Origin of the sequence: Inhella proteolytica (assembly GCF_016093275.1) — a bacterium.
GTDB classification, from domain to species: domain Bacteria; phylum Pseudomonadota; class Gammaproteobacteria; order Burkholderiales; family Burkholderiaceae_C; genus Inhella; species Inhella proteolytica.
This window is the reverse complement of sequence record NZ_JAEDAK010000003.1, coordinates 23,192-49,112: the sequence shown is the minus strand read 5'-3', so window position 1 is coordinate 49,112 and position 25,921 is coordinate 23,192. Positions and strand designations below refer to the sequence as shown.

Annotated in this window: 20 protein-coding genes and 2 tRNA genes; 12 read left to right on the top strand and 10 right to left on the bottom strand. The window is 67.6% G+C overall.

The features are described from left to right. The first annotated feature begins 4 nt into the window (after positions 1 to 4). Complete coding sequence (gene phoR, locus I7X39_RS05355; RefSeq protein ID WP_198109954.1) at positions 5 to 1,309, top strand: phosphate regulon sensor histidine kinase PhoR; 1,305 nt, start codon at positions 5 to 7, stop codon at positions 1,307 to 1,309. Position 1,310: 1 nt separating this feature from the next. Here the strand turns inward: phoR and I7X39_RS05350 are convergent, their stop codons facing one another. The 4 genes from I7X39_RS05350 to trxA form a co-directional block, all read right to left on the bottom strand. After that, the gene (locus I7X39_RS05350; protein ID WP_198109953.1) at positions 1,311 to 2,957 is read right to left on the bottom strand and encodes a hypothetical protein; all 1,647 of its coding nucleotides are present in this window, start codon (positions 2,955 to 2,957) and stop codon (positions 1,311 to 1,313) included. Positions 2,958 to 3,059: 102 nt separating this feature from the next. Beyond that, the gene (locus I7X39_RS05345; protein ID WP_198109952.1) at positions 3,060 to 3,314 is read right to left on the bottom strand and encodes a type B 50S ribosomal protein L31; all 255 of its coding nucleotides are present in this window, start codon (positions 3,312 to 3,314) and stop codon (positions 3,060 to 3,062) included. Positions 3,315 to 3,512: 198 nt separating this feature from the next. Beyond that, a complete protein-coding gene (gene rho / locus I7X39_RS05340; protein ID WP_198109951.1) occupies positions 3,513 to 4,778 on the bottom strand; it encodes a transcription termination factor Rho in 1,266 nt (421 codons plus the stop codon). 174 nt (positions 4,779 to 4,952) lie between these two features. Beyond that, positions 4,953 to 5,282, bottom strand: a complete 330-nt coding sequence (trxA, locus tag I7X39_RS05335) for a thioredoxin TrxA (protein ID WP_198109950.1) — start codon at positions 5,280 to 5,282, stop codon at positions 4,953 to 4,955. 212 nt (positions 5,283 to 5,494) lie between these two features. On the opposite strand from trxA, the gene I7X39_RS23635 reads away from it, so the two are divergent. From I7X39_RS23635 to I7X39_RS05310, 5 genes are all read left to right on the top strand, one after another. Further along, complete coding sequence (locus tag I7X39_RS23635; protein ID WP_198109949.1) at positions 5,495 to 8,035, top strand: PD-(D/E)XK nuclease family protein; 2,541 nt, start codon at positions 5,495 to 5,497, stop codon at positions 8,033 to 8,035. Further along, on the top strand, positions 8,032 to 11,244 hold the full coding sequence (locus I7X39_RS05325; RefSeq protein ID WP_198109948.1) for a UvrD-helicase domain-containing protein: 3,213 nt from the start codon (positions 8,032 to 8,034) through the stop codon (positions 11,242 to 11,244). Before I7X39_RS23635 ends, I7X39_RS05325 begins: the two co-directional genes overlap by 4 nt. Before the next feature lie 48 nt (positions 11,245 to 11,292). Further along, positions 11,293 to 11,369 (top strand) — tRNA-Pro (locus I7X39_RS05320). 96 nt (positions 11,370 to 11,465) lie between these two features. Beyond that, positions 11,466 to 13,451: an OPT family oligopeptide transporter gene (locus I7X39_RS05315; protein WP_198109947.1), complete on the top strand. Its 1,986-nt coding sequence runs from the start codon at positions 11,466 to 11,468 to the stop codon at positions 13,449 to 13,451. Positions 13,452 to 13,513: 62 nt separating this feature from the next. Then, positions 13,514 to 13,590 (top strand) — tRNA-Arg (locus I7X39_RS05310). An 11-nt stretch (positions 13,591 to 13,601) separates the two neighbouring features. On the opposite strand, the gene I7X39_RS05305 is transcribed toward I7X39_RS05310, so the two are convergent. Both I7X39_RS05305 and I7X39_RS05300 read right to left on the bottom strand, forming a co-directional pair. Beyond that, positions 13,602 to 15,803, bottom strand: a complete 2,202-nt coding sequence (locus I7X39_RS05305) for a TonB-dependent receptor (protein ID WP_198109946.1) — start codon at positions 15,801 to 15,803, stop codon at positions 13,602 to 13,604. A gap of 4 nt (positions 15,804 to 15,807) precedes the next feature. Then, positions 15,808 to 16,500: a glutathione S-transferase N-terminal domain-containing protein gene (locus I7X39_RS05300; RefSeq protein WP_198109945.1), complete on the bottom strand. Its 693-nt coding sequence runs from the start codon at positions 16,498 to 16,500 to the stop codon at positions 15,808 to 15,810. Positions 16,501 to 16,528: 28 nt separating this feature from the next. Here I7X39_RS05300 and I7X39_RS05295 point away from each other — a divergent pair, with 28 nt between their 5' ends. Next, positions 16,529 to 17,269: a hypothetical protein gene (locus I7X39_RS05295; protein WP_198109944.1), complete on the top strand. Its 741-nt coding sequence runs from the start codon at positions 16,529 to 16,531 to the stop codon at positions 17,267 to 17,269. Here I7X39_RS05295 and I7X39_RS05290 read toward each other — a convergent pair whose 3' ends face one another. The 4 genes from I7X39_RS05290 to lptF are packed head-to-tail and all read right to left on the bottom strand — an operon-like array spanning position 17,270 to position 20,722. Continuing rightward, positions 17,270 to 18,214 (bottom strand): CysB family HTH-type transcriptional regulator, encoded by a 945-nt coding sequence (locus I7X39_RS05290; protein ID WP_198109943.1) that lies wholly within the window; start codon positions 18,212 to 18,214, stop codon positions 17,270 to 17,272. Next, on the bottom strand, positions 18,211 to 18,591 hold the full coding sequence (locus tag I7X39_RS05285) for a sirohydrochlorin chelatase (RefSeq protein ID WP_198109942.1): 381 nt from the start codon (positions 18,589 to 18,591) through the stop codon (positions 18,211 to 18,213). The genes I7X39_RS05290 and I7X39_RS05285 overlap by 4 nt, the downstream gene beginning before the upstream one ends. Continuing rightward, the gene (gene lptG, locus I7X39_RS05280; protein ID WP_198109941.1) at positions 18,588 to 19,691 is read right to left on the bottom strand and encodes an LPS export ABC transporter permease LptG; all 1,104 of its coding nucleotides are present in this window, start codon (positions 19,689 to 19,691) and stop codon (positions 18,588 to 18,590) included. Before lptG ends, I7X39_RS05285 begins: the two co-directional genes overlap by 4 nt. Further along, the gene (lptF, locus tag I7X39_RS05275; RefSeq protein WP_375140742.1) at positions 19,688 to 20,722 is read right to left on the bottom strand and encodes an LPS export ABC transporter permease LptF; all 1,035 of its coding nucleotides are present in this window, start codon (positions 20,720 to 20,722) and stop codon (positions 19,688 to 19,690) included. Before lptF ends, lptG begins: the two co-directional genes overlap by 4 nt. Positions 20,723 to 20,809: 87 nt before the next feature. Here lptF and I7X39_RS05270 point away from each other — a divergent pair, with 87 nt between their 5' ends. The 5 genes from I7X39_RS05270 (at position 20,810) to I7X39_RS05250 (ending at position 25,892) form a co-directional block, all read left to right on the top strand. Next, on the top strand, positions 20,810 to 22,270 hold the full coding sequence (locus tag I7X39_RS05270) for a leucyl aminopeptidase (protein WP_198109939.1): 1,461 nt from the start codon (positions 20,810 to 20,812) through the stop codon (positions 22,268 to 22,270). 13 nt (positions 22,271 to 22,283) lie between these two features. Beyond that, positions 22,284 to 22,703 (top strand): DNA polymerase III subunit chi, encoded by a 420-nt coding sequence (locus I7X39_RS05265; RefSeq protein WP_198109938.1) that lies wholly within the window; start codon positions 22,284 to 22,286, stop codon positions 22,701 to 22,703. A gap of 5 nt (positions 22,704 to 22,708) precedes the next feature. Next, on the top strand, positions 22,709 to 22,954 hold the full coding sequence (locus I7X39_RS05260; protein ID WP_198109937.1) for a hypothetical protein: 246 nt from the start codon (positions 22,709 to 22,711) through the stop codon (positions 22,952 to 22,954). A gap of 159 nt (positions 22,955 to 23,113) precedes the next feature. After that, positions 23,114 to 24,259: a branched-chain amino acid ABC transporter substrate-binding protein gene (locus I7X39_RS05255; RefSeq protein ID WP_198109936.1), complete on the top strand. Its 1,146-nt coding sequence runs from the start codon at positions 23,114 to 23,116 to the stop codon at positions 24,257 to 24,259. Positions 24,260 to 24,509: 250 nt separating this feature from the next. Further along, entirely contained in the window at positions 24,510 to 25,892 is a 1,383-nt protein-coding gene (locus I7X39_RS05250) for a TIGR03013 family XrtA/PEP-CTERM system glycosyltransferase (RefSeq protein ID WP_198109935.1), read from the top strand. The last annotated feature ends 29 nt before the right edge of the window (positions 25,893 to 25,921 follow it).

The following is a 25,921-nucleotide window of genomic DNA, read 5'->3' as shown; positions in this document are numbered from 1 at the left end:
GCCCATGCGCGGCCTGCAGGCAGGCCTGGCCCTGCTGATCCTCGCCCTGGCCGTGTTGCTGCCGCTGCAGCTCCCTGGTGTGGCGGACTCCGCCTGGCTGAGCACCAGTCTGGCCGCCGCGATCACGGCGCTGGGCTGGGGCCTGCTGGGTACTTGGCGGGTGCGCGCCCTGCTGGCCTGGTTGCGGCAGCCGCGCGAGCGGGCCGCCCCCGTGCTGGGCGGGGCGTTTGCCGAACTGATCTACCGCATCGAACGTCTGCTCGATGGCGCGCGGCGTGATTCCGAGCGCGAGCGTCTGCGCCTGCAGAACTTCCTGTCGGCCATCGAGGCTTCGCCCAACGGCGTGTTGCTGCTCGACGCCAATGAGCAGATCGTCTGGCTGAACAGCCAGGCTGCGGATCATTTCGGCTTGCACCCCGAGCGCGACCTGATGCAGCGCATCACCAATCTGGTGCGGCACCCGGACTTCGTGCGCTACCTGCAATCCAACCAGTACCAGCAGATGCTGACCGTGCCCCTGCACGACGGCCGCAGCCTGGCGCTGACGCTGCGCCACTACGGCGAGGGCGCCCGCCTGCTGCTGAGCCAGGATGTCAGCGAGCGCGAGCGTACCGAGGCCATGCGCCGCGACTTTGTGGCCAACGTTTCGCATGAGATCCGCACGCCGCTGGCGGCACTGACGGGATTTGTCGAGACCATGGCCACCCTGCCGCTGCAGGAGGGCGAGCGCGCGCGCGTGCTGGAGTTGATGCGGCAGCAGTCCCAGCGCATGCAGTCTCTGGTGGATGACTTGCTGACACTCGCCCGGCTGGAAGGCAGCCCGCGGCCGCCGGCGGATGCCTGGTGGAGCCTGGACGACCTGCTCGACCTGGTGCAGGCCGAAGCGCAGGGGCTGTCGGCGGGGCGCCATGAGTTCGTTTGGCCCCAGGCTCGCACCGGCTTGGCGCTGGCGGGCGTGGACTCTGAAGTGCACAGCGCGCTGACCAATCTCTTGAGCAATGCCGTGCGCTACACGCCGCCGCAGGGGCGCATCAGCCTGAGCCTGGAGCGCCTGGAAGACGGGGGGCTGCAGCTCAGCGTGCAGGACAACGGTCCGGGCATCGCCGCCGAGCACCTGCCGCGCCTGACGGAGCGCTTCTACCGGGTGGACGGTTCGCGTTCGCGTGCGACCGGAGGCACGGGCCTGGGCTTGTCGATCGTCAAGCACATCTGCCAGCGCCATGGCGGCCAGCTGCGCATCGAGTCCGAGGTCGGTCGCGGGTCCCGATTCAGCCTGTGCTGGCCCGCCAATCGCGTGCGCAGCGCCTGAGTCAGCGGCGCCGCAACACCCAGTACCAGGTGCCGCGGTCCGCCGGACGTTCGATCTGGCGCACGGCCTCCCAGCCTTCCGGCGGCTGGTAGCTGACGCGGCGCGGCAGGCGCAACAGCGCCCAGCTGCAGGAGCTGCTGGCGAGCGGGGTGCGGCCGTCCGTACGCCACTTCCCCAGCGCCTGCAGGGTGGAAAGCACATCCAGCGACTGGCCGGGTGCGGCCACACAGTCGGCCTCAGCCGGAATGGCCAGCTGCAACTGCGACAGCAGGCTTTGATGACCCAGCGCACGGTCAGCGGCCGGGCGCAGCAGCGTCATGAAGAGCAGCCACAACAACACGAGGCCACCGGCCGGCAGCACCAGGCTGCGCCATAGCGCGGCGCGCTGGCGGCTAGAGCGCCAGCGCACCAGCGTCAACCAGGCCAAGGTGCCCGCCACTGCCAGCAGCAGGGCCAGCCCTTCAAATTCGGCCTGAAATCCCGGCGACTGACGCTGCACATTGGCCAGCAGCTTCGGAAACCAGGGGGTGTGCAGGGCCAGGTAGTAGGCCCAGACGAACAAGGCCGCCGCGCTGAAGAAGAACAGTGAGAACCAGTCCAGCATGGCGCTCGCGCCGCGCTTCAGCGTGGGCAATGCAAAGCTGGCCAGCACGGCCAAGCCGGGTAGGGCGACGAGCAGGGCGCGGTCACTTCCGCCCATCGACAGGCAGGCCAGCAGCCCCACCGCGGCCAGGCTCAGGGGGACGGCGATGTGCCGAAAACCCAGGTGGCCACGCCAGCGCCACAGCGTCCACAGCGTCAGCGCGCCGCTCGGCCACAGGAACCAGAGCAGCAGCTGCAGCAGGTTGCCGGCCTGCAAGGCGTCCAGTCGCCACGTCCAGGCATGGCTGATGAAGGCCGCAGCACCGGCCGTCAGCATGCCCAGGGCAAGCCCCCAGCGCAGGCGCCTGGCGCCTTCGAAGCGCGAGTACTGGCAAATCAGCAAACCCACCAGGGCCAGCAGCAGGGCCACGAAGGGCGCGCCGCTGAGGGAAAGAATCAGCAGACCGAGCGCCACCAGGCCCTGGGCGCGGCGGTCCCGGTAGGGAGCGGCCGCCATGGCGTAAAGCCACAGGCCCGCCCCCACCAGCTGCAGCAGCGCAGACGTGGCCTCATGCCCGATGCGCAGCAGGCCGAGCGAGGCGATCAGGGCCAGCAGGGCGGCATCGGCCAGGGCGCGCGCGTAGTCCAGCGTGTTGGCCTCGCCGCCAAAGGCAAACGCCACCGGTTGCGCGGCCTCGGTGCGCGCAAAGTGGAAAGTGGCGTACCAGACCAGGGCCAGCACCAGCGCCAGCAGCAAGATGAAGGGCAGGCGCGCCGCCAGGGCGGTATCCAACATCGGCAGGGCCAGCATGCTGCCTGCACCCAGCCAGTAAGGCAGCAGCGCACCGTCGGGCGTGGCCAGGCCGGCCAGGGTGGGAGTCCACCAGGAGGATTCGCCACGCGCCAGCGCCGCCATGAAACCGAAGCTCGCCAGATCGCCCTGGCGCCATGGCTCACGGCTCAGCTGACCGGGAAGCAGATAGGCCAGGCAGATCAGCAGAAGGGCCCAACGCGAGAGCGGACGGGCGCCGGCTTGGGCAACGAGGGCAGGGGATGCGGGGGTCACGGCGGCGGATGATGCCAACAAAAGGGCGGCCCGCAGGCTGCCGTTTCGGCACAAACAAAAAAGCAGCCCGCAGGCTGCTTTCTTGGGGCAACAGGGGTTGGCTTACTTCTTGAGGTGAGCGAACTTGTTGCGGAACTTCTCGACGCGACCGCCCAGGTTGTCCACGCTCTTCTGGGTGCCGGTGTAGAAGGGGTGCGACTCGCTGGTGGTTTCCAGTTTCATCAGCGGGAGCTCGCGGCCGTCTTCCATCTTGATGGTTTCCTTCGTGGTAACCGTCGAGCGGGTCACGAACTTGAAACCGTTGGACAGATCCACGAAGCAGACGTCGCGGTAATTGGGGTGAATGCCTTCTTTCATGGGTACCTCAGAAGTAGGTGGAGAGCCACGCCCCTCTCAACGGCGGGCGCACTTTTCCGGGGTGTGGGGCGAAAAGCCGGCGATTATAGACGGAGTCTGAGAGACGTACTGCAAGCAGCTCTCCAGACTCGCCGCGCGAGACGCGGCGTGTCCTTCGACAGGCGTCGCAAAGCCCTCAGGGCTTTGCTCGGTCCTGTCTCAGCCCCCTCGCCGCATCAGGTCGAAGAAGTCGTGGTTGTTCTTCGTCGCCTTCATCTTTTCAAGCAGGAACTCCATCGCCTCGATCTCGTCCATCGGGTAGAGGAGCTTTCGCAGGATCCAGGTCTTTTGCAGGATCTCAGGCTTGAGCAGCAGTTCCTCACGGCGGGTGCCGCTGCGGTTGATCAGGATCGAGGGGTAGACGCGCTTCTCGGCCATGCGGCGATCCAGATGGATCTCGCAATTGCCGGTGCCCTTGAATTCCTCGTAGATCACCTCGTCCATCTTGGAGCCGGTGTCGATCAGGGCGGTGCCGATGATGGTGAGCGAGCCACCTTCCTCGACATTGCGGGCCGCGCCGAAGAAGCGCTTGGGGCGCTGCAGGGCGTTGGCGTCCACGCCACCGGTCAGCACCTTGCCCGAGCTGGGCAGCACGTTGTTGTAGGCGCGGGCCAGACGGGTGATCGAGTCGAGCAGGATCACCACGTCCTTCTTCAGTTCGACCAGGCGTTTGGCGCGTTCGATCACCATTTCGGCGACCTGCACGTGGCGGGCGGCCGGTTCGTCGAAGGTCGAGCTGATGACTTCACCGCGCACGGTGCGCACCATCTCGGTCACTTCCTCGGGGCGCTCGTCCACCAGCAGCACGATCAGGTGCACCTCGGGGTGGTTGGCCACGATGGAATGGGCCAGATGCTGCATCAGCATCGTTTTGCCGGTCTTGGGCTGGGCCACCAGCAGGGCGCGCTGGCCTTTGCCGATGGGGGCGACCAAGTCAATGATGCGGCTGGCGACGTTTTCCTCGCCTTTGATGCCCTCGCGCTCGAGCCTGAACTGTTCCTTGGGGAACAGTGGCGTCAGGTTCTCGAACATGATCTTGTTCTTGCTGTCCTCGGGCGGCAGGCCGTTGATGCGGTCCACCTTGACCAGCGCGAAGTAGCGCTCGCCGTCCTTCGGCACCCGCACCTCGCCCTCGACCATGTCACCGGTGTGCAGGTTGAAGCGGCGGATCTGGCTGGGCGACAGATAGATGTCGTCCGTGCTGGCCATGAAGCTGGTGTCCAGCGACCGCAGGAAGCCGAAGCCGTCGGGCAGCACTTCCAGCACGCCGTCGCCGAAGACCTGCTCGCCCGCCTTGGCGCGCTTCTTCATGATCGCGAACATCAGCTCCTGCTTGCGCATACGCGTGACGTTTTCGATCTCCAGCGCCTCGCCCATCTTGATGAGGGCGGAGACGTGCAGGTCCTTGAGTTCGGAGAGATGCATAGGGTCCTATCGGTCCTGGCGGCTTGCTCACGCAGAGCCGGGGCAAGCCTGGGGCCTGCGGCGGAACAACGGAAGGTCGGAGGGAACTTGGGGGAGAAACCTGCGCCGCGCCTCGAATGCCGGGGGGCTGCAGGGGGCCGGGCACCGCGTTGCTGCGGTGCCCGTGGACGCAAATTATAGGTGGGCGTCCAGGAAGCTCGTCAGCTGCTGCTTGGACAGCGCGCCGACCTTGGTGGCGGCCAGCTGGCCGTCCTTGAAGAGCATCAGCGTGGGGATGCCGCGGATGCCGTACTTGGCCGGCACTTCACGGTTCTCGTCCACATTCATCTTCGCGACCTGCAGCTTGCCTTCGTAGGCGCTGCTGACCTCGTCCAGGATGGGGGCGATCATCTTGCAAGGGCCGCACCACTCGGCCCAGTAATCGATCAGCACCGGGGTGCCGGACTTGAGCACGTCGGCTTCGAACGAAGCGTCGGAGACGTGTTTGATCAGGTCGCTGCTCATGTAGGGGGTTCCTAGTCTGGAAGGGGCTGAAAACGGTCATCGACCGCGCCAAATCACCGCGCCACTGCAGCCGGGCGAGCCCCATGGCCGAGGGCAGAATGATTCTTACACAAGGCCTACAGGTACTGGATCCGCAGGCCGATTCAGGGGCATTGAGCGGCCCGCAAGGAGAGAGGGTGCAGGGCTGGCAGGCCTGGCCGGAACCGGCCGGAGTGGAAACGTTTTGGCGCCAGCTGGCGCAATGGGTTCGGGGGCGTCTGCAGGAAGCGGAGATTGCGCCGCGCGACGCCGTGCTGTTGCTGCCCTTTGTTCAGCAACTGCCCCTGGCCCGCAAGGCCTTTGGCGCGGGCTGGGCGCCGCGCATCGAAACCACACGCAGCCTGGCTTCTGCCCTGGGCCCCAGCTCCCTGCCGGCGCCCGGACAACCCAGTGGCGATGCTGCCACGGATGCCCTGGTGGCCCGTCAGCTGCTGCTGGCGCAAGGGCTGCAGGTGAAGGATTTGCCCGGCGGTCCGCGGGGTTTGAGCCTGATGTGCGAGCGCCTGGTGGAGCTGACGCAGGCCCTCGTGGCCCGCGCAGCGGAGCAGGCGCCGCCGGACCGTGAGGCCTGGTGGCGGCTGGCCAGCCAGCGCTTTCAAGCCCTGCAGGCCGCTGGCGCGCCGGCTTGGGAGAGCCTGCTGGCGCAGGTGGCCCTGGCCTGGGCCCAGACGGCTCCCGCGCCGGCCACCGACGCCTTGTTCCACTACCCGGCCAAGGCCTGGATCCTGCTTGAAGTCGCCCAAGCCGATCCGCTGGCGCGTGCGGTGCTGAGCCACAGCGGCGCGCCCCACTGGGTGCTGAATGCGGACGGCGCTCCGATGGCGTGGTTGCACGCGGCACAGCCGCGCGTGAGGCAGGCCATCGCGCCCGATGCCCAGGACATGGCGTCACGTTGTGCGCAGCAGATCCTGGAGGGGGCTGCCCAGGGGCAGTGCACGGCGCTGATCGCGCTGGACCGCTCGCTGGTTCGGCGGGTGTTGGCCCTGCTGGCGCCTTATGGCCTGCGCATGGCCGATGAAACCGGCGCCACCCTGTCCGCCCAGGCGCCAGCGGCTGCCCTGATGCACCTGCTGCGGGCGGCCCATGGGGGCAGCATGGACGAGTTGCTGGCCTGGATGAAGGGCCCACTGGCCCCTGCGGCTGTGACTGCGGCCGATGTGGATGCCCTGGAAGCTTGGGCGCGCCGCAATGGCTGTGCCCAGTGGCGCGGGCTGGCACCGGCGCGCCTGCCCGAGCCGGCCCGCGTGGCCTGGCAGCTGGCAAGGGAAAGCCTCGCGCGCCTGGACGGGGCGCCGCGCAGCCTGAGCCTGTGGCTGCTGGGCTTGCGCGACTTGCTGCGCGAACGCTGCAAGCTGGACGAACGTCTTGGCAGCCTGCCGGGGCTGAGCGATCTCGGTGAGGCCCTGTGGCTGACCCGCAACCCCTGGCCCGGCAGTGCGGCCGAGCAGGCCCTGCTGGAGCTGCGCGTTGATGCCGGCGAGTGGCTGGCCTGGGTGGATGAACGATTGCGCAATGCCGTGGGCAGCGGTCAGCGCAGCGAGCGGCCCCAACTCGTCATCACGCCGCTGGCGCGTGCGCTGTTGCGGCCCTTCGACCGGGTGCTGCTGGCCGGCTGCGATCAAGACGCGATGGCGCTGGGCCGGGTGGCGCCCGCCCTGCTGCCGGACGCCGTAGCTGCCGAGCTGGGGCTGCCGCACCGCGCCGCGGCCCAGCAGCAGCAATGGGAATCGGTGTGCCATCTGCTGCGCGCGCCGCAGGTGCTGCTGCTGCGGGCGGCGTCGGAAGCAGGGGCGGCACTGGAGTGGGGCTGGGCCATCCAGCGCCTGCTGGCCCTGTGGCCCCCGTTGCCGGACGAAGCCGACGACCGTGCCCGCCTGAGCCTGCCGCCCGTGCCCATCGGGCGCGCGCAGGCGGCCACGCCCGGCTGGCTGCCCACGCGCCTGAGTGCCGCCGCGGCCGAGGCGCTGCGCGTCTGCCCCTATCGCTTCTTTGCTCAGCGTCGCCTGGGTTTGGCGGTGGCCGAGGAGCTCGACCTGGACCCCGACGGCCGCGACTGGGGCGCCTGGTTGCACCGCGTGCTGGCGCTGCTGCATGCCGAGCTCTTTGGGCCCGAGCAGGCGCCGGCGCGCTGGCAGGCCGCCGTGGCGCGCAGCCTGGAGGAGCTGGGGCTGTCGGATGCCGATGCGCTTAGCCTGCTGGCCCTGCTGGAGCGCTGGCGCGAGCCGTATCTGCGCTGGTGGTGTGCGGAGCTGGCACGCGGCGCCCAGGTGCAGGACCGCGAGCGCGCCCTGAGCAGCCGGCCGTGGCCCGAGGCTCCGCTCCATGCGGTGGAGTGGGTGGGTGTGGCCGATCGCATCGACAGCGGCCCCCAGCGGCGCCTGCTGGACTACAAGACCGGCTCCGTCAGCGGGCTCAAGGAGCGCCTGCGCGAGCCGCAGGAAGACACGCAGCTGCCGTTCTACCAGGCGCTGCTGCAGGATCTCGGCGAGCCGCTCGACGAAGCGGCTTATCTCGGCCTGGATGCTCAGGGCGAGATGGCGCTGCTGCCTCACCCCGAAGTGGCGCGCAGCGCGGCCCGGCTGCGTGACGGTTTGGCCGATGACTTGCTGGCCCTGCATGCGGGCGCACCCCTGGTGGCCCTGGGGGAGGGCGCGGCCTGTGCCCATTGCGAGGCACGTGGTCTGTGCCGGCGCGACGATTGGAGTTCGCCATGAACGCGGCCGGGTATCGCATTGACGGCGCGCCCGTGGCCGCCGAGCGCTTCTATGCCCGCGCCTGCTCGCCCCAGGGTTCGGTGGTGGTGGAGGCCTGCGCCGGCGCCGGCAAGACCTGGATGCTGGTGTCGCGCATGCTGCGCGCCCTGCTGGAAGGCGCCGAGCCGCAGCAGATCGTGGCGATCACCTTCACGCGCAAAGCTGCGGCCGAGATGCGCGGGCGCCTGGACGAGTGGCTGGATCAGTTTGCGCGCTGCAGCCGTGAGGAGCGCCTGCGGGCCCTGCAGCAGCGGGGGCTGGAGGACGCCCAGGCGCAGGCACTGGAGCCCGCGCTGCAAGGCCTGCAGGCGCGTCTGCTCGAACGGGGCCGGCCGGTGGAGGTGCACACCTTCCACGCCTGGTTTGCGCAGCTGCTGCGCGGCGCCCCGCTGACGCTGTTGCAGTCGCTCGGGCTGGCCCCCGAGCTGCGCCTCATCGAGGACAGCAGCGAACTCGACCAGGCGCTCGGCCGGCGCCTGCGCGCTCGCGTGCGGCGCGACCCGGCGCTGCAGGCGCACTACCTGGCGCTGGCCGCCCGTCATGGCCCGAGGCGCCTGGCGGAATGGTTGCAGGCGGCGCTCGACAAGCGGGTCGAGTTGGAACTTGGCACCCCGGTGCTGGGTGACTCCGTGCCCTATCCAGGCGGTGGGGGCGACGATCCCTTGCACGCCTGGCCGCGCCTGCAGCCGGCGCTGCAGGAGCTGGCGCGCGTCTTGGGGCAGGGCAAGGTCAAGGCGCAGGAAGCGGCCCAGGGCCTGGTGGATGCGCTGGCCCAGCCGCAGGCGCAGGCCGGCTTTGCGCGGGCCTGGCAGGCACTCTTCACGCAGACGGGCAGCCCACGCAAGCTGGGCGAGGTGGCGGGTCTGGCGGAGCTGACGGCCCAGCTGGAGCAGCTGCAGCGCGACCGCCAGCAATGGCATGCCGCCCGCGATCACGAAGCACTGGCGGCGCTGGCCCGCGCGCAGGCCGAGGAGTTCGCGGCGCTCAAGCGCGAGCGTGGCTGCGTGGACATGGGCGATCTGGAGCGCGGCGCCACGGCCTTGCTGGCCGACAGCGGTGCCAGCGGCTGGTTGCAGCAGCAGCTGGATCTGCAGGTCCGCCACCTTCTGATCGACGAGTTCCAGGACACCAGCCCGCTGCAGTGGCAGGCGCTGCAGGCCTGGCTCTCGGCCTATGCCGGTGCCGGCGGTGGCCGCAGCCTGCAGCTCTTCCTGGTGGGCGACCCCAAGCAAAGCATTTACCGCTTCCGCCGCGCCGAGCCGCGCGTGTTCGAGGCCGCGGCTCGCTTTGTCGTCCAAGGCTTGGGCGGGCAGCGGCTGGCCTGCGATCACACCCGTCGCAACGGCCCCGCCGTGCGGGCGTTGGTGAATGCCGTGTTCGGCGGCCTTCAGGATGCGGGGGCGTACGCCGGCTTTCGCCCGCACAGCGGCGACAGCCCGGCTGAGGGCTCGATCTGGTTGCTGGATGCGCCCGTCACCGAAGCCGCGGCCCAGGAGAACGCAGAGCCGGACGTTTGGCGCCCCAGCCTGGAGCGCGCCCGCACCGAAGCGGAAGAAGCGCGCCGCAGTGCCGAGGGGCGGCGCGTGGCGGGCGTGCTGGCGCAGCTGTTGCAGCAGGGCCATGAAGCGAAGCAGCTGATGGTGCTGGCGCGGCGGCGCGACGCCCTGGCCGCCGTGGCCGAAGGCCTGCGCGCGCTGGGCATCGCGCACGAAACCCCGGAGGAGCAGGTGCTGGCCGAGCAGCCCGAGGTGCAGGACCTGCTGGCCTTGTGCGAACTGCTGGCGTCGCCCCAGCATGATCTGGCGCTCGCGCGCGTGCTCCGCAGTGCGCTGTTCGGCGTGGACGAGGCGGCGCTGATGGGCCTGCAGGTTGCCGCCGCGGGGGCGGCTTGGCTGCCCACCCTCTTGGCGCTGCCACCCGAGCAGGCCGAGGCCCTGGGGCTTACGCCGGCGCGCGAGCTGCTGGCCCGTTGGTGCACCGAGTTGCCGGCCCTGCCGGCCTTCGAGGCCCTGCAGCGCGTGCTGACGGAGGGGCAGTTCAAGGCCCGCGTGGCGGCGCGCCTGCCGGCCGCATTGCTGGCGCCGCGCTGGGCGGGCATTGATGCCCTGCTGGACCAAGCGCTGAACCTGGATGGCGGGCGCTACTGGAGCCTGTACGGTTTCGTGCGCGCCCTCAGGCAGCGTCCCATCAAGGTGCCGGTGCGCGCCAGCGGGCAGGGCGTGCAGCTGCTGACCATCCACGGTGCCAAGGGGCTGGAAGCGGACACGGTGATCCTGGTGGACGCCGATGCCGCACCGGCACGGGCGCAAAGCACCACCCTGCTCATCGAGTGGCCGGTGGAGCAGCCGCAGCCGAGCCGGGTGGCGTTCTTGGCCAGCGAATCACGCCCGCCGCCCGCGCTGGCAGCGGCCATGGAGGAAGAGCTGGCCCAGCGACGCCGTGAGGAGCTCAATGGCCTCTACGTGGCGCTGACGCGCGCGCGCCGGCAGCTCATCCTGAGCCGGACGCCCTCTGCCCGCAGCGGCCCTGCCAGCAGCCCCTGGGCGCTGGTGACCGGCAGTGGCCTGGCACTGCCATGGCAGGCCTCCGATGCGCCCCCGCTCAGCCGGCCCTTGGCGGCGCCGGCGTTGCCGATCTTGCCCGCGCTGCAACCACGCCCCGAAGCGCCCGCCGAGGCGGTGCCGGGCGCGGCCGATGACCCGCGGGCCGCCAGCTTGGGCGAGGCCTTTCACCGCGTCATGGAGTGGGCCACTCAGCCCGGCGCGCCGCGCAGCCAGTTGCCCCAGTGGCTGGCCTCTAGCAGCCAGATGTACGGCCTGGATGCGCGTGGCCAGAAGGCGTTGGCCGAATGGGTCCAGGGCGTGTTGGGATCGGCCGCGCTGGCGCCCTGGCTGGCGGCTGAGAGCTTGCTCTGGGCAGGCAATGAAGTTGCCCTGCCGGACGAGGGCCGGGAGATCCGGCTGGACCGGCTGGTGTGCCGGCGCGAACCCGATGGGCAGCCCTGCTGGTGGGTGCTGGACTACAAGCTGCATCCGGCGCCCCTGCAGGTTCCCGAGTACCTGGAGCAGATGGGCCGCTACCTGGGCGCGCTGCGGGCCATGGAGCCCGGCCAGCGCGTGCGGGGAGCCTTTATCAGCGCGGATGGCCAGCTGCACGAAGCGCCGGAATGAGTTGGAACGGGTGCGTGTGGCGAAGCCCCCTACAATGGCGGGCTTCGTCGGGGTGTAGCGCAGTCTGGTAGCGCATCTGCTTTGGGAGCAGAGGGTCGGAGGTTCGAATCCTCTCGCCCCGACCAAAATTTTCGATTCATCGTTGCGTTGATGCCAAGAGGACCCACAAGGTCCTCTTTTCGCATGCGCGATCCGAACCCCGGATTAACCCTGAGGACAACATGGCCCTCTTGCACCTGACCGACGAGCAAGTCCAGACCTGGAGCCGCGAGCAAAAAGACCGCTGGTGGCTGGAGAACGTCTACAAGGCCGACATGGCGCAGCTGACCCTGCGCTCGGGCCTGACCGGCTTTCTGCTCGGCGGCATCCTGTCCGCCACGGGTCTGTACATCGGTGCCAAGACCGGCATCGGCATCGGTGTCGGTCTGACTTCGGTGATCCTGGCCTTTGCGCTGTTCCGTGCCATCGCCGCCAGCGGCATGGCGCGGGACTACACCATCTTGGAAAACAACTGCACCCAGTCGATCGCCACCGCGGCCGGCTATGTGGTGTCGCCGCTGTTCTCCAGCCTGGCGGCCTATATGTTGGTCACCGGCGTCATCCCGAACTGGTGGCAGCTGATGGTGTGGATCTTCGTGGTCTCGACCATCGGCGTGCTGCTGGCCTTCCCGATGAAGCGCAAGTTCATCAACGAAGACCAGGCCCCGTTCCCGGAAGGCCGGGCCTGCGGGGTGGTGCTGGATTCGCTCTACCACGGCGAGGGCAGCGAAGGCGTGTTCAAGGCCAAGCTGCTGGGTGTCGTCGGCGGCCTGACGGCGCTCTACCAGGCCATCGTCAGCGATGGCTGGATGAAGCTGGTGCAGTTCAAGCTGCTGGCCATGGACAAGTGGGCCGGCATGAAGGAGCCCTGGCACTTCCAGGAGCGCCTGGACCAGTACTACTACAGCTGGGCCGCCAAGGCCGAGGGCTGGATCCCGACCATCCTGGGGACCGACATCCGCCAGCTCGGCCTGCGCCTGACGCTGGACGCCGCCATGCTGGGCGTGGGCGGCCTGATGGGCATTGCCGTTGCCACCAGTTGCCTGCTGGGCGCCTTGATCAACTTCGGTGTGCTGGCTCCGCTGATGATCCAGCTGGGTGACATTGCGCCGCGCATCGCCGCCGATGGCAAGGCAATTCCGCTGAACCGGGCCGAGATCGTCAACCAGTGGTCGCTGTGGTGGGGCGTCACGATGATGGTGACAGGTGCCATGGTGAGCCTGGCGGCCAAGCCGGAAATCTTCACCTCGGCGTTCAAGAGTCTGGGCAAGAAGAAGGACGGTGCCAAGGGCAGCGACGTGCTCAAGGACATCGAGGTGCCGATGTGGATCAGCTACATCGGCGTGCCGCTGTTCTCGGTGCTCGGCTCGTGGGTGACCCATCTGTTCTTCGGCGTGCCGTTCTGGATCGCCCTGGTATCGCTGCCGCTGATCTTTGTGCTGACCCTGATCTGCACGAACTCGATGGCGCTGACCTCCTGGACGCCGACCGGCTCGCTGGCCAAGATCACCCAGTTCACCATGGGCGCGATCGATCGCAGCAACCCGGGCTCCAACCTGCTGCCCGCGGCCATGACCTCGGAGATCGCCTCCAACGCCGCCAACCTGCTGTCCGACATCAAGCCCGGCTACATGCTGGGCGGCAAGCCGCGTCACCAGGCCGTGGGCCATGTGATCGGCAACCTGGCCGGCGTGCTGTTCTGCGTTCCGCTGTTCTTCCTGCTGTTCCTGCCGCCCGATGCGAACGGCGTGCGCAGCGTCACGACCCTGGTCAGCGACCAGTTCGCGATGCCCGCCGCGCTGCAGTGGAAGGGCGTGGCTGAGATCATCGCCAAGGGCCTGAAGGGCCTGCCGACCTCGGCGGTGCTGTCGATGGGCTTTGCTGCGGTGGCCGCGCTGGTGATCGAGGTGCTGCGCATCAAGACCAAGGGCAAGTTCGGCCTCTCGGCCGTGGCCATCGGCCTGGGTGTGGTGCTGCCGCCGGAGAGCACGCTGGCCATGTTCGTGGGCGCACTGGTGTTCTGGCTGCTGGGCCGCAAGCACAAGACCGCCGGCACGCCCGGCCACCGCCTGTGGGTTGAAGGTCTGGAGCCGATCTGCGCCGGCCTCATTTCGGGTGCCGCGTTGATGGGCATCGGCAATGCCATCATCAACGTCCTGTTGACCTGATGCGGACCTGAGCCGCACGGCACAATGCGAAGGGGCTCCACGGAGCCCCTTCCTCATTCAAACCGACGGTAGCTCAACCGGATAGAGCAGCTGCCTTCTAAGCAGCAGGTCGGGGGTTCGAGTCCCTCCCGTCGGGCCAAGTCTTTCCGCTCAGAAGCTGCCCTCCAGGCCCAGGCTCAACTGGCGCGGCGCGCCTGGCAACAGGGTCTGCGCCTGGCCGAGCGGGTCGTTGTTGACGAAGCCGTTCGAGCCTAGCGTCGCGATGCCGCGGCGATTGCCGAGGTTCTGCACCGCCAGACTCAGTCGCACACCCTGGAGTGCGCCCACCGTGCCGAAGCGGTAGGCCGCCTGTGCGTGCCAGAGCGCTTGCCCGGGCACGCTGGCGTCGTTGGTGTAGCTGTAGTAGCGGCGCGAGATCGCGTCCAGGCCAAGGTTCAGGCTGACCGGGCCCTGCTGGTAGCCCAGCCCGGCCTTGAGCATGCGCTCGGGGCTGTCCACCACACGCTTGCCCTGCGTGGGCACGCGGGCGCTGCCACTGATCACATCGTCGAGGTAGCGAGCCCGCGCCAGGCTGAGGCTGGCGTAGGCGGACCACGGACCGCTCAGGCGTGCTGAGAGCGCGGCCTCCAGGCCGCTGCCGCGGACATCGCCGACATTGCTCAGTACGCTGGGGTTGCCCTGGATCGCACTGCCGGCCTGCACGCTCAGCAAGCGGTCGCGGAAGTGCACGCGGTACAGCACGAGCGAGGCCTGATGGCGCGCGCCGTGGCGGCGCCAACCGAGCTCCCAGTTGTCCGATGACTCGGGGTGCAGGCGGTCCTTGATGGCCTGAAAGCCAGCGGCGGTGGTGGCAAAGGGCGTGGTGCCGGCCGCGGCGGCCTGGAAGGCCCGCGCATTGCGAGCGAAGGAGACGAACAGTTCGTCGGTCGGGCCGAGCGTGTGCACGAGGCCGGCCTGGGGCAGGAAAGGGCGGTCGGAGACGACACGACCGACCGGACGGTCGCTGCCCGTGGCGAGTGCGGCGTCGGTGACCACCCGCATGCCCTTGAAGCCCAGGCCCAGGCTCCAGTTCGGCGCCAGGCTCCAGGTGTCGGCCAGGGAGTACTGCAGGGTGTCGGTGTCGAAGTCGAAATCCCAGTCGGTGCGAAAGGCGTTGCGCGGGAACTGATACGGATCGGGCAGCGCCGCCGGGCTGACGGCATAGAAGCGCCGCGCGTGGTCGAAGTGGTTGCGTTCCAGCCAAAGGCTGGCGCGCCACTGGTGCGCTGCGGTCTCCCAATCCAGGCTGCCCAGCCAGCCGCGGCGGGCAATGCGGTACTCGGTGGCGCGCAGCGCCAGCGGTGTGCCGTCGGGTGAGGGCGTGTACGGGGTGAACCAGAGTCCGGCGCCCTCATTGCGATGCCCGTAGGCAACCTGACGCAGCAATCCGTTCGCCGTCGGGCGCCATTCAAGGCTGATCCCGCCGAGCGTGTCCTTGCGCAGGCCGCTGCCGGCGAAGTAGGCGTCGTCGCACTGCGTGACATAGGGCTTGCTGCCGTTGCCGCACAGCTCGCGCGACGCGCGCAGCGCGGCGTCGAGGTCAGGGTAGGAGTTGTCCCAGTCGGGGCCGAGGCGGCGCAGCATGTCGAGCGAGAAGTCCTGGTAGTCCATCTCGCGCCGGTCCGAGCTGTTCAGAAAGGCGCTGGCGCGCCATTGCGTGCCTTCCTTCAGCCATTTCAGATTCCATTGGCGCTGGCGCTGCCGGCCTTGGGCCTTCCATTTGTCCTCACGGTGCTCGGTCAGGCTCAGGCCCAGCGCGCCCCAATCGGACTGGCCGGTGTCGCCGCGCAGATGCAGGCGCTGGCGTTGGTCCGAGCCCAGGCTCAGGCGCGCCTGCACACGCGCCTCGGGCGCGGGGTCGAGCGAATAGAACTGCACCGTGCCGCCCAGGTTGCTGGTGGAGGCGGTGTCAAGCGCGCCGGTGCCCTGGGAGAGGCTGGCGCGTGCCAGGTTTTCGCTGGCGATAGCGCGGCTGATGTGCAGGCCGTTGTGGTTGCCGTAGGACATGTCGCCCAGCGGCACGTCGTCCAGCGTGAAGCCGAGCTGGCTTTGAGAAAAGCCGCGCAGCGCGAACCGTGCCGACCACTCGTAGTTGCCCAGGCTGTCCGCAGCCTGGAAGTAGGCGCCAGGCAGGCGCGCCATGCTGGCCAGCGGGCTCGTACCCGGAATGGCCTGCGCAAACTCCGAGCGCTCCAGGCCATGCACCGAGCGCAGCTGGCCGCGCACCACGGTGATGGTCACACGGTCCAGCTCCGCGCTTTCCTGGGCCTGCACCAGCGTGGGGAGGACCAGCAACAGGGCGCGCAAACGCATGGCTTCAGCGCCGCTTGTACTGGGTGTTGCCGAACAGCATCTCGCGGGCCTGCTCGTCCAGCACCGGGCGCCGCCGCTCGGATAGCACCGTCAGTGCGCGCTGCACCGCCGGCCGCTTGTCGATCTCGTCGAACCAGCCCTTGAGGTGTGGAAAGTCGGCCATCTCCACACCCTGGTTGCGCCAGGAGCGCAGCCAGGGCCAGACGGCCATGTCGGCGATCGAGTACTCGGACGCTCCGATGTAGGGGCTGTGGGCGAGCCGCTTGTTGATGACCGTGTACAGCCGCCGGGCCTCGTTCGTGTAGCGCTCGATCGCGTAGTCGATCTTCTGGGGCGCGTAAATGCGGAAGTGGTGTGCCTGGCCGAGCATCGGCCCCACGCTTCCCATCTGGAACATCAGCCACTGCAGCACCTCGTACTTGCCGCTGACCGAGGCCGGCAGGAAGCGCCCCGTCTTGCCAGCCAGGTAGAGCAGGATGGCACCCGATTCGAACAGGGTGATGGGCTCGCCATCCGGGCCATCCGGGTCGCGCAGCGCCGGGATCTTGTTGTTCGGGCTGATGCGCAGGAACTCGGGTTCGAACTGCTCGCCCTTGCCGATGTCCACGCCATGCACGTGGTACGGCAGACCACACTCTTCCAACATGATGTGCACCTTGTGCCCATTCGGCGTGGCCCACGAATAGACTTCCAGCATCTTTGGCTCCGGTGGCGTGTGCAGACCCATGGTAATCAAACAGGTCAAGCATTGGATGAAGCTGCGCGCCAATGCGGCTGCGTGGAAGGCCATCACCGACTGGGCGGAGGCGCGCGAGGCGCGTTTCGATCAGAACGAGGAGGGCGACGGATTTCTGATCGACGAGCCCAAGAACCCGCTTGGGCATCTGCGCATCGAGTGGGGGCCTTCGCAGCGGGCCTACATCGAGGGCCAGGAACTGCGCTTGCGCTGGGAGCTCGGGGTGCACCCGGAGCTGCAGATGATGGCCATCGAGCGCGAGCTGCGCGATGTGCTCGAAAAGGCGGTGTTCGAGGCCTACACCGACACGCTGCAGACCCGCATCGACACCGACACACCCGAAGAGATGCGTTGGTTGGTGATGTTCCAGCAGATTGAGAACTGGAAGTCCAAGCTGGCACGCGCGCGCTTCTCGGTCTGTTCGGTGACCAAGGAAGTGGCGGCCGCCTGGTGCGATGACGCGCTCTCGGATGCGCTGGCCCTGGCCAGCCAGGATCTCGTCGCGCAGGGGCAGCCCTTCGTGATGCTGACGCAGCGTGGCAATCTCTACGTGCGCACGGCCGCTGCCCAGCCCACGCTGGACCAGATCAAGAACATCGTCAGCCTGGCGGAGGTGGCGGCGAAGGGGGCCAAGCGCGTGGATCAGCTGCTGGGTGAGGCCGCCACCTGGCCGAACACCGCGTCGTCGGCCTGGCAGCCCAGCACGCGCAGCCCCGAGCCGGACGCCTGATCAGAGGTCGAAGTGGCTGGCTTCGCCAGCCAGCGCGCGCTTGAGCAGCGGAGCCGAGAGCCGGTCTGACAGCAGCTCGGTGAAGACCAGCACATGGTTGCGCAGCACCACGCCCTTCTTGAAGGCGATGCGCGCCACATTGCTGCCGAACAGATGGCCGAGCGGCCGCGAGACCAGATCGCCGTCGGGCGGGTCGTCGCGCATGGCCATTTCGGCCACGATGCCCACGCCCAGGCCAAAGCGCACATAGGTCTTGATCACGTCGGCGTCGATGGCTTCCAGCACCACTTGCGGGTGCAGGCCGCGCGCGCCAAAGGCGCGGTCGATGCGGGTGCGGCCGGTGAAGCTGGGGTGGTAGGTCACCAGGGGCTGCGCCGCGAGCTGCTCCATGCTGATGGATTCACAGTCGGCCAGTTCATGCCCGCGCGGCAGCACCGCCACATGCTGCCATTCGTACCAGGGCAGCGACACCAGATCCGCGAACTCCTCCAGCGACTCGGTGGCTAGGCCCAGCACCGCGGTCTCGTCAAGCACCATCTGCGCCACCTGGCGCGGGTTGCCCTGATGCAGACCGATCTGCAGCTTGGGGAACTGCCGGCGCAGCTGTGCCAGCGGGGCCGGCAGCACATAGCGGGCCTGGGTGTGCGTGGTGGCGATGGACAGGGTGCCGCTGTCCTGCCTTGAATATTCTTCGCCAATGCGGCGCAGATTGCCGACCTCGCGCAGGATCACGTCGATGCAGCGCAGCACACGCTCGCCCGGTTCGGTGATACGGCGCAGGCGCTTGCCGTGACGCGAGAAGATGTCGACGCCCAATTCCTCTTCGAGCTCAAGGATGGCCTTGGATACGCCGGGCTGCGAGGTATGCAGGGCCTTGGCCGTCTCGGTGAGATTGAGGTTGCGGCGCGCGGCCTCGGCGACGAAGCGGAACTGCTGCAGGTTCATGGCGTGCCTCCGGCCTCGAGCAGGCGCAGGCAGAGCTGGCTCATGGCGTCGAGCATGGTGGGCTGCTCACCGAGCGCGGCATGCACTTGGATCTCGATGCCCAGGCTCGCGCGGGCAGCCTCCAGCAGCGGGGCCAGATCCCGTTGCACGTGGCCGGCACCCCCCAGGAACATGGGCAGCACTTCCACGCGTCCGACGCCCGCTGCAGCGAGTTGCTGCAGCGCCTGCGCGGGGGCTGGCTCCATCAGCTCCAGATAGGCCAGGGCTACGGCCCGGTCGGGCTGCTCAAGCTGCAGGCGTTCGCGCAGCCGCTCAAAGGGTGCAGCCCAGGCCGGGTTGCGGGCGCCGTGGGCGACGAGGAGGAGACCACGCTTCATCGGTAGCGCACCAACCAGGTGAAGGCTGCCATCGATAGGCCCAGATAAAGCAGGCTGGGCGCGGCAGCCACCGCCCAGGGCGTCCAGTTGTTCAGCAGACCGAGGTGGCCCGACAGGTTGTTCAGCAGCACGAAGCTGATCCCCAACATGATTCCGCCAAAGACCTTGGCACTGACGCCGCCCGCCCGCGCATGCAGATAGGCAAAGGGCAGGGCCAGCGCCACCATCACAAGGCAGGCGAACGGGTACAGCGCCTTGCGCCAGAACTGGATGGCATAGCGCTGTGCCGACTGCTCCTGGCCGGACAGGTGTTGCGTGTAGAGGAACAGCTCCGAGGTGGACATGGTGTTGGCCTTCAGCAGCGCGGCGCTGACCACTCCCAGACTCAGGTGGCTCTGCCAGCTGAGGTCGGCGGGCGCCAGCGTTTCGATGGCCTGCGCTTCCTGCGTGGGCCAGCGCGTGCGCCGGGCCTGATCCAGTTGCCATGTGCCGCGGCTGTCCACGCTGCCCTGATCCGCCTCCCAGCGTTCCAGCAAGCGGCCCTCGGTGTCGAAGCGAAAGATCCGTACGCCTTGCAGCCGCCCGTCGAGGGCCGCACCGCGCACGTGCACGGTGTACAGCCGCTCCTGACCTTCCTCGTCCGCCAGCCGGTCCTTCAGCCAGGCGCCGCCGGCGCGCTGCAGCACACCGCCCGACACCTCGGCGCGGAAGCTCTCGGAGGCTCGTTCGGCCAAGGGGGCGACCAGGTCGCCCATCACAAAGGTCAAGGCCGCAAAGCCGAGCGCCGGGATGGCCAGCAGGCCCAGTGCCCGACCGGGCCCGAGGCCGCCGGTGCGCAGGATGGTGAATTCGCTGGACTGAGCCAGCCGCGCCAATGAAAAGATGGTGCCGATCAGCACGGCGATCGGGAACACCTCGTAGAAGAGCGCAGGCATCTCCAGCAGCGCGAGCAGCGCACCCTGCGCCAGCGACTGGCCGCGCCGCAGGCGATCCATCTCTTCTGTGAAGGCGTTGAAGTAGAAGAGGGCGAGAAAGCCGACGGCCACGAACATCACCGCCAGCACCATGTCCCGGTAGAGCAGACGACGCACGGTCTTCACGCCACGGCCCTCCGCGGCAGCCAGGCAAAGAGACGCAACGCCTCATCGCGCAGCATCAGCAAACCCAGAGCCAGTGCGGCCACGCTGCCGTGCACGGCCAACAAGGCCTCCGCCGGGCGCATCCTTTCGCGCGCCACCCAGCCTTCGGTGAGGTTGATCAGCTGAAAGTAGATGATGAACACCAGCAGCGCGGCCAATAGGCCCCAGTTGTTGGGCCGCCGCGGGTTGGTTGCCGCCAGCCCCAGCCCCAGCACGGCCAGATTCAGCGCACCCAGCACCATGCCCACGCGCCAGACCAACTGGCCCCGATGGCGCGGGTCAGGCGAGCGCCACAACTCCAGCGTGCCCATGGCCTTGGGCGGGAGTTCATCCAGCGAGCGCGTCACCTGGCGGTCGGCGATGACTCGGTAGCTCTGGAAGCGTGCCTGTGCAAAGCGTTGTTCGGTCTGGTCGGTCTCGCTGCGCTGGCCCGCTTCCAGCAGCAGGTAGCGGTCGGCGCCATCCCATTCGATGCGGCCGTGCTGGGCCGTGGTGACCGATTCCTGCCCCGGCTTCTGCGTCAGGATGAACACATTGCGGCCCACGCCCGGGGTGTCGGTGTCGCGCTCAATGAAGAAGACTTTGCTGCCGTCCCGCGAGCTCTGGAACTGACCAGGGGCCACGCGCGAGAGGTCGCTGCGCTTCTCGTAGCGCTCGCGCATCTGCACGGTTTCCCGCTGGGTCCAGGGTGAAACCCAGAGCTGCAAGGCGGCCAGGCCCAGCAGCACCGGCCAGGCCATGCGCAGGACAGGCGCGAGAAAGCGGCGCAGCGGCAACCCGCAGGCCAGCCAGACGGCCATCTCCGAATCCTTGTACAGGCGGCCGACGCTGGATACGACCGCGATGAACAAGGCCAGGGCCAGCACCACCGGAAGTTGCGTCAGCCCGGCAAAGGCCAGCGCCAGCAGCACATCAGCCGGATCCACGCGGCCGCCGGCTGCAAGGCTGAGCGTGCGAATCAGCGCGTACGTCAGCACGATGGTGGCCAGCACCACCAAACTGATTCCGAAGTTGCGTGCCAAATCGCTACGAAACGAGGTATCGAATAACATGAGCAAGTTTTATTCAGTTGCGTAATTATGGACGCCCGAATTCAAACCATTTCTATTGACAAACTGTCCGGCGCCAACGCCGATGCCTTGGTGGTGGTCTTGGGTGGAGAGGCTGTGCCCGCGCAGCTGGACCCTGCCGTGGCGCAAGCCATCAAAGGCGCGCTCAAGCTCGGCGACTTCGACTGGAAGGCCGGCAAGGCGCTGATGCTCGTGGGTGCGGCCGGCGTGAAGGCGCCGCGGCTGGTGCTGAGCGCGACGGGCAAGCCGTCGGTCAAAGCCGCCCGTGCCGCCTTGGCCGCTGCCCTGGCCCAGCTCAAGGGTCGCAACGTCGGTCATGTGGCCGTGGCTTTCGTGGGCTGCGGCGCGGTTGACGAAGGCTTGATCGAGCACGCCGTGCTGGCCGTGCGCGAGCAGGGCTACCAATACCGACTGACCAAGCCGAGCGCATCGAACGATCCGCGCATCGAACGGCTCAGCCTGCTGGTGGACAAGGTCGAAGCCAAGGCCGCCCGGGTGGGGCTCGAGCGAGGCCAGGCGGTGGGCGAGGGCATCGAGTTGGCGCGCGAACTCGCCAACCGGCCGGCCAATCACTGCACGCCTACGCACTTGGCCGACTGCGTGCGCGACCTCGGCCGCAAGCATGGCCTGAAGGTTGAGGTGCTGGACAAGCGGGCGGTGGAGCGCCTCGGCATGGGCTCCTTCCTGGCGGTGGCCCAGGGGGGCGACGAGCCGCTGCGCTTCATCGTGGCGCGCTACGACGGCGCGCCGCGGGGCCAGGCTCCGGTGGTGCTGGTCGGCAAGGGCATCACCTTCGATACCGGCGGCATCTCGCTCAAGCCTGGCGCCGAGATGGACGAGATGAAGTTCGACATGGGTGGCGCAGCCTCGGTGATCGGCACCCTGCGTGCGGTCGTCGAACTCAAGCCGAAGCTGAACCTGGTGGTGCTGATCCCGGCCTGCGAGAACATGCCCAGCGGTCGCGCAGTCAAGCCCGGTGACGTCGTGACTTCGATGTCGGGTCAGACCATCGAGATCCTGAACACCGATGCCGAAGGACGCCTGATCCTGTGCGATGCCCTGACCTATGCCGAGCGCTTCAAGCCCAGCGTGGTGGTGGACGTCGCGACGCTGACGGGCGCCTGCGTCATCGCGCTGGGTGGCGTGCGCAGTGGCATGTACGCCAGCGACGACGAGCTGGCGAGCTCGCTCACCCGCGCGGGTGAGGAGGCGCTCGACTTGTGCTGGCGCATGCCGCTGGACGACGAGTACGAAGAGGGCCTGAAGACGCACTTTGCCGATGTCGCCAACGTCGGTTCGCGTGCTGGTGGATCCATCACGGCGGCGATGTTCCTGAAACGGTTTGCCAAGGCCTATCGCTGGGGGCACCTCGACATCGCCGGCACCGCCTGGAAGGGCGGCGCGGCCAAGGGCGCGACCGGTCGTCCGGTGGGCCTGCTGACGCACTTCCTGCTGTCGCAGGCGCGCTGAGCGGAGTAGCAGCGTGCCTGCGGTGCGCTTCTACACAGGTCTTGCGGATCGACCGGGCTTCGCGGCCCGGTTGCTCCGCAAGGCGGCGCGTCAGGACCTGAAAGTCTGGGTGGTGGGCGACGAGGCGGAACTGCGCGTGCTGTCGCAGCGGCTCTGGAGCCTGCCGGGTTTTGCCGCGCATGCGGGTGTCCAGGCTTCGCCTGCGCTGAGACGGCGCAGCCCGCTGCGCTTCAGCAAGGGCTTCGCGGCGGATGCCGACTGCACGGCCCTGCTCAACCTCACGGCAGATGTGCCGCCCGAACTGGCGCGTTGGCAGTTCGTCTTCGAACTGGTCGGGCGGGAGCCTGAGGACGTCCAACAGGGGCGTCGTCAGTTCAAGGCCTATCGCGCGCAGGGCTTGACGCCGGAGCACTTCGAGTCCGAGACCGCATGAGTGCCATGCGGGACAAATCTGACATCGAACTGCCGGTATTGACCGACGTCGTGCAGGTGGCGCGGCGGGCCGCCGCACCGACCATCGACCCCACCCTGGGCGAGCAGTTGGATGCCTGGTTGATCGATCAATTGCCTGGCCTGGTGCACGAGGTGGTGGTCGAGCTGACGCCCCGCTTTGAGCAGCAGTTGCTGGATGCCTTGATGCCCCGGCTGCTGGCTTCATTGGCGCAGTGGCAGGGCGAGGTCTGACCCAGTCGGTCGGGCGGTCAACCGAGCCGGGTTGCTGCCGTTGTGGAGGCCGCGGATCGCCCCAAGATTTCCCCTAGCAAGGCGGGTGCGAATTACGGTATGGTCTGCGCCGCTTTGGGACTGAGCCTCAGTCCCGTAATTCCTTGTCGGAGACATTTCATGCAAATCAGGTTCAATCAGGTGGCCGTTGCGGCTTTGGTGGCCATGGGTTCGGTGGCGATGGCGCAGGAAACTCTTGAGGTGCGAATCGGCCACGTCGGCCCGACCTCCGGCGGTATTGCCCACCTGGGCAAGGACAACGAACTGGGCGCCCGTCTGGCCATTGAGGATCTGAACAAGAAGGGCGTGATGATCGGCGGCAAGAAGGCTGTCTTCAAGCTGCTGGCCGAAGACGACGCCGGTGATCCGAAGCAGGGCACCGCTGCTGCCCAGAAGCTGGTGGACTCCAAGGTGCACGGCGTGGTGGGTCACCTGAACTCGGGCACGACCATCCCCGCCTCCAAGATTTACAGCGACGCAGGCATTCCGCAAATCAGCCCGTCGGCCACCAATCCCAAGTACACCCGCCAGGGCTTCAAGACGGCCTTCCGCGTCGTGGCTGACGACGTGCACCTGGGCGGCACCCTGGGCAAGTACGCGGTGAAGTCGCTGAACGGCAAGTCGATCGCCGTCATCGATGACCGCACCGCTTATGGCCAGGGCGTGGCCGATGAGTTCGAGAAGGGCGTGAAGTCCTCGGGCGGCAAGCTGGTGGGCCGCGAGTTCACCAACGACAAGGCCACCGACTTCTCGGCCATCCTGACCAAGCTGAAGGCTGCCAATCCGGACGTCGTGTTCTTCGGCGGCATGGATGCGGTGGCTGGCCCGATGCTGCGTCAGATGAAGCAACTCGGTATCAATGCCAAGTTCATGGGCGGCGACGGTATTTGCAGCGGCGAACTGCCCAAGCTGTCGGCCGGCACCATGGCCGATGGTCAGGTGTATTGCGCCGAAGCCGGCGGTGTTGAGGGTGAGGCGAAGAAGTCGATGGACGATTTCAAGGCCCGTTTCAAGTCCAAGTTCAACATCGAAGTCCAAATCTACGCGCCTTATGTTTACGACGCCGTGATGGTGATGGCGGACGCGATGGCCAAGGCGGGTTCGGTGGATTCGGCCAAATACCTGCCGGTGCTGGCCAAGACCTCCGATTACAAGGGTGTCACCGGCACCATCGCCTTTGATGCCAAGGGTGATATCAAGAACGGCGCTCTGACCCTGTTCACCTACAAGGGTGGCGCACGCGAGCAAGTCGCCGTGATTCGTTAATCGTCCCAGCGACGATTCGAGAGCCCGCTTCGGCGGGCTTTTTCATTTATTTCGCCATTTCACTAAGCGACGCATGATTGCTGCGTGTGAACTGGTTCACTGTCCCCCCTGATTGGGCGATTCAGCACCCAAACAGGGGGCTTTCAACCCCTATGCGCAAGGGCATGATCGCGCCACTTTTTGAAACGCATGGGTGGCTGCGCATCGAGCTCTCTCGATTGGCTGCGCTACCGAATGCCAAGGGGCTTTCATGGTGCGCATCTTCAACCACTACCTTCGCCGTCGCACGATCATGCAAATCGGCTTCGACGTCGGACTGATCGTCGCCGTTCTGTTGCTGGTGGCCGTGGGCCAAGGCGTGGCGACGTTGCAGGCGCTGCCCGTGGCGGCCTCGCACGGCCTGTCGCTTGCCGGTTTCATCTTCCTGATCAACAGCGCCACCGGTTTCTACCAGCCTGCCGCCAAGCGCTCGCTCACTGAAACCTGCGCACGCGCCCTGGTGGCGCTGCTGCTGGCGCTGCCGATCGCTTATGCGCTGACGGCATTGCTGCCCAACTCGCTGGATCAGGGCGGGGCGGTCACCGCTGCCGCCATGCTGGCTGTCTCTGCGGTGGTGCTGCACCGCGTGTATGCGTCGCACGTTGCCAACCCCTCGCAAGGGCGCAGCAAGATCCTGGTGCTGGGCGCCGGGGCGACCGCTCAGGGCGTCGCCGCCAGCCTGCGCGCAGCCGACCCGCACGCCCAGATCGTGGGCTTCTATGCCGGTAGCAACGAAACCGAGATCGCGGTGCCCCAAGAGCAGTTGGTGAGTGCCGAACAGGGTATTTCCGACACGGCTTTGCGCCTGGGCGTGGATGAGATCGTGGTGGCTCTTACGGACCGTCGGGGCGGCAACATGCCCATGCGTGAATTGCTGGACTGCAAGGTCTATGGCATTCGCGTGCTTGACGTGGCCACCCATTTCGAGAAGAACCTGCAGCAGATCAGCCTGGCGCATGTGAATCCGGGCTGGTTGATCTTCGGAGACGGCTTCAATCAGGGGGCCTTCCGCAGTGCGATCAAGCGGGTGTTCGACGTGGTCTTTTCCGGCCTGCTGTTGCTGCTGACCGCGCCGCTGATGGTGCTGGCCGCTCTGGCCGTGAAGCTGGAATCGCGCGGCCCCGTTTTCTACCGCCAGGAGCGGGTGGGTCTGAATGGTGCGCCGTTCTTCGTCACCAAGTTCCGCAGCATGCGCGCTGACGCCGAACGCGATGGCAAGCCGCGTTGGGCGACCAAGAACGACGACCGCGTCACGCGTGTCGGCAAGTTCATTCGCCGCACTCGCATCGATGAGCTGCCGCAGCTCTTCAATGTGTTGGGTGGCTCGATGAGCCTGGTGGGGCCGCGTCCGGAACGTCAGTACTTCGTTGAAGAGCTGATCGAGAAGATCCCTTATTTCGCCGTACGTCATTCGGTCAAGCCGGGCGTGACGGGGTGGGCGCAGGTTCGCTACGAGTACGGCTCGACGGTGGAAGATGCCGCCGCCAAGCTGCAGTACGACCTGTATTACGTGAAGAACCACAGCCTGTTCCTTGATCTCCATGTGCTCATCGAGACGGTGGCGGTGGTGCTGACCGGGCGGGGTGCCCGCTGACCGCTCCAGCGAACTCGGCCGCTCGGTGA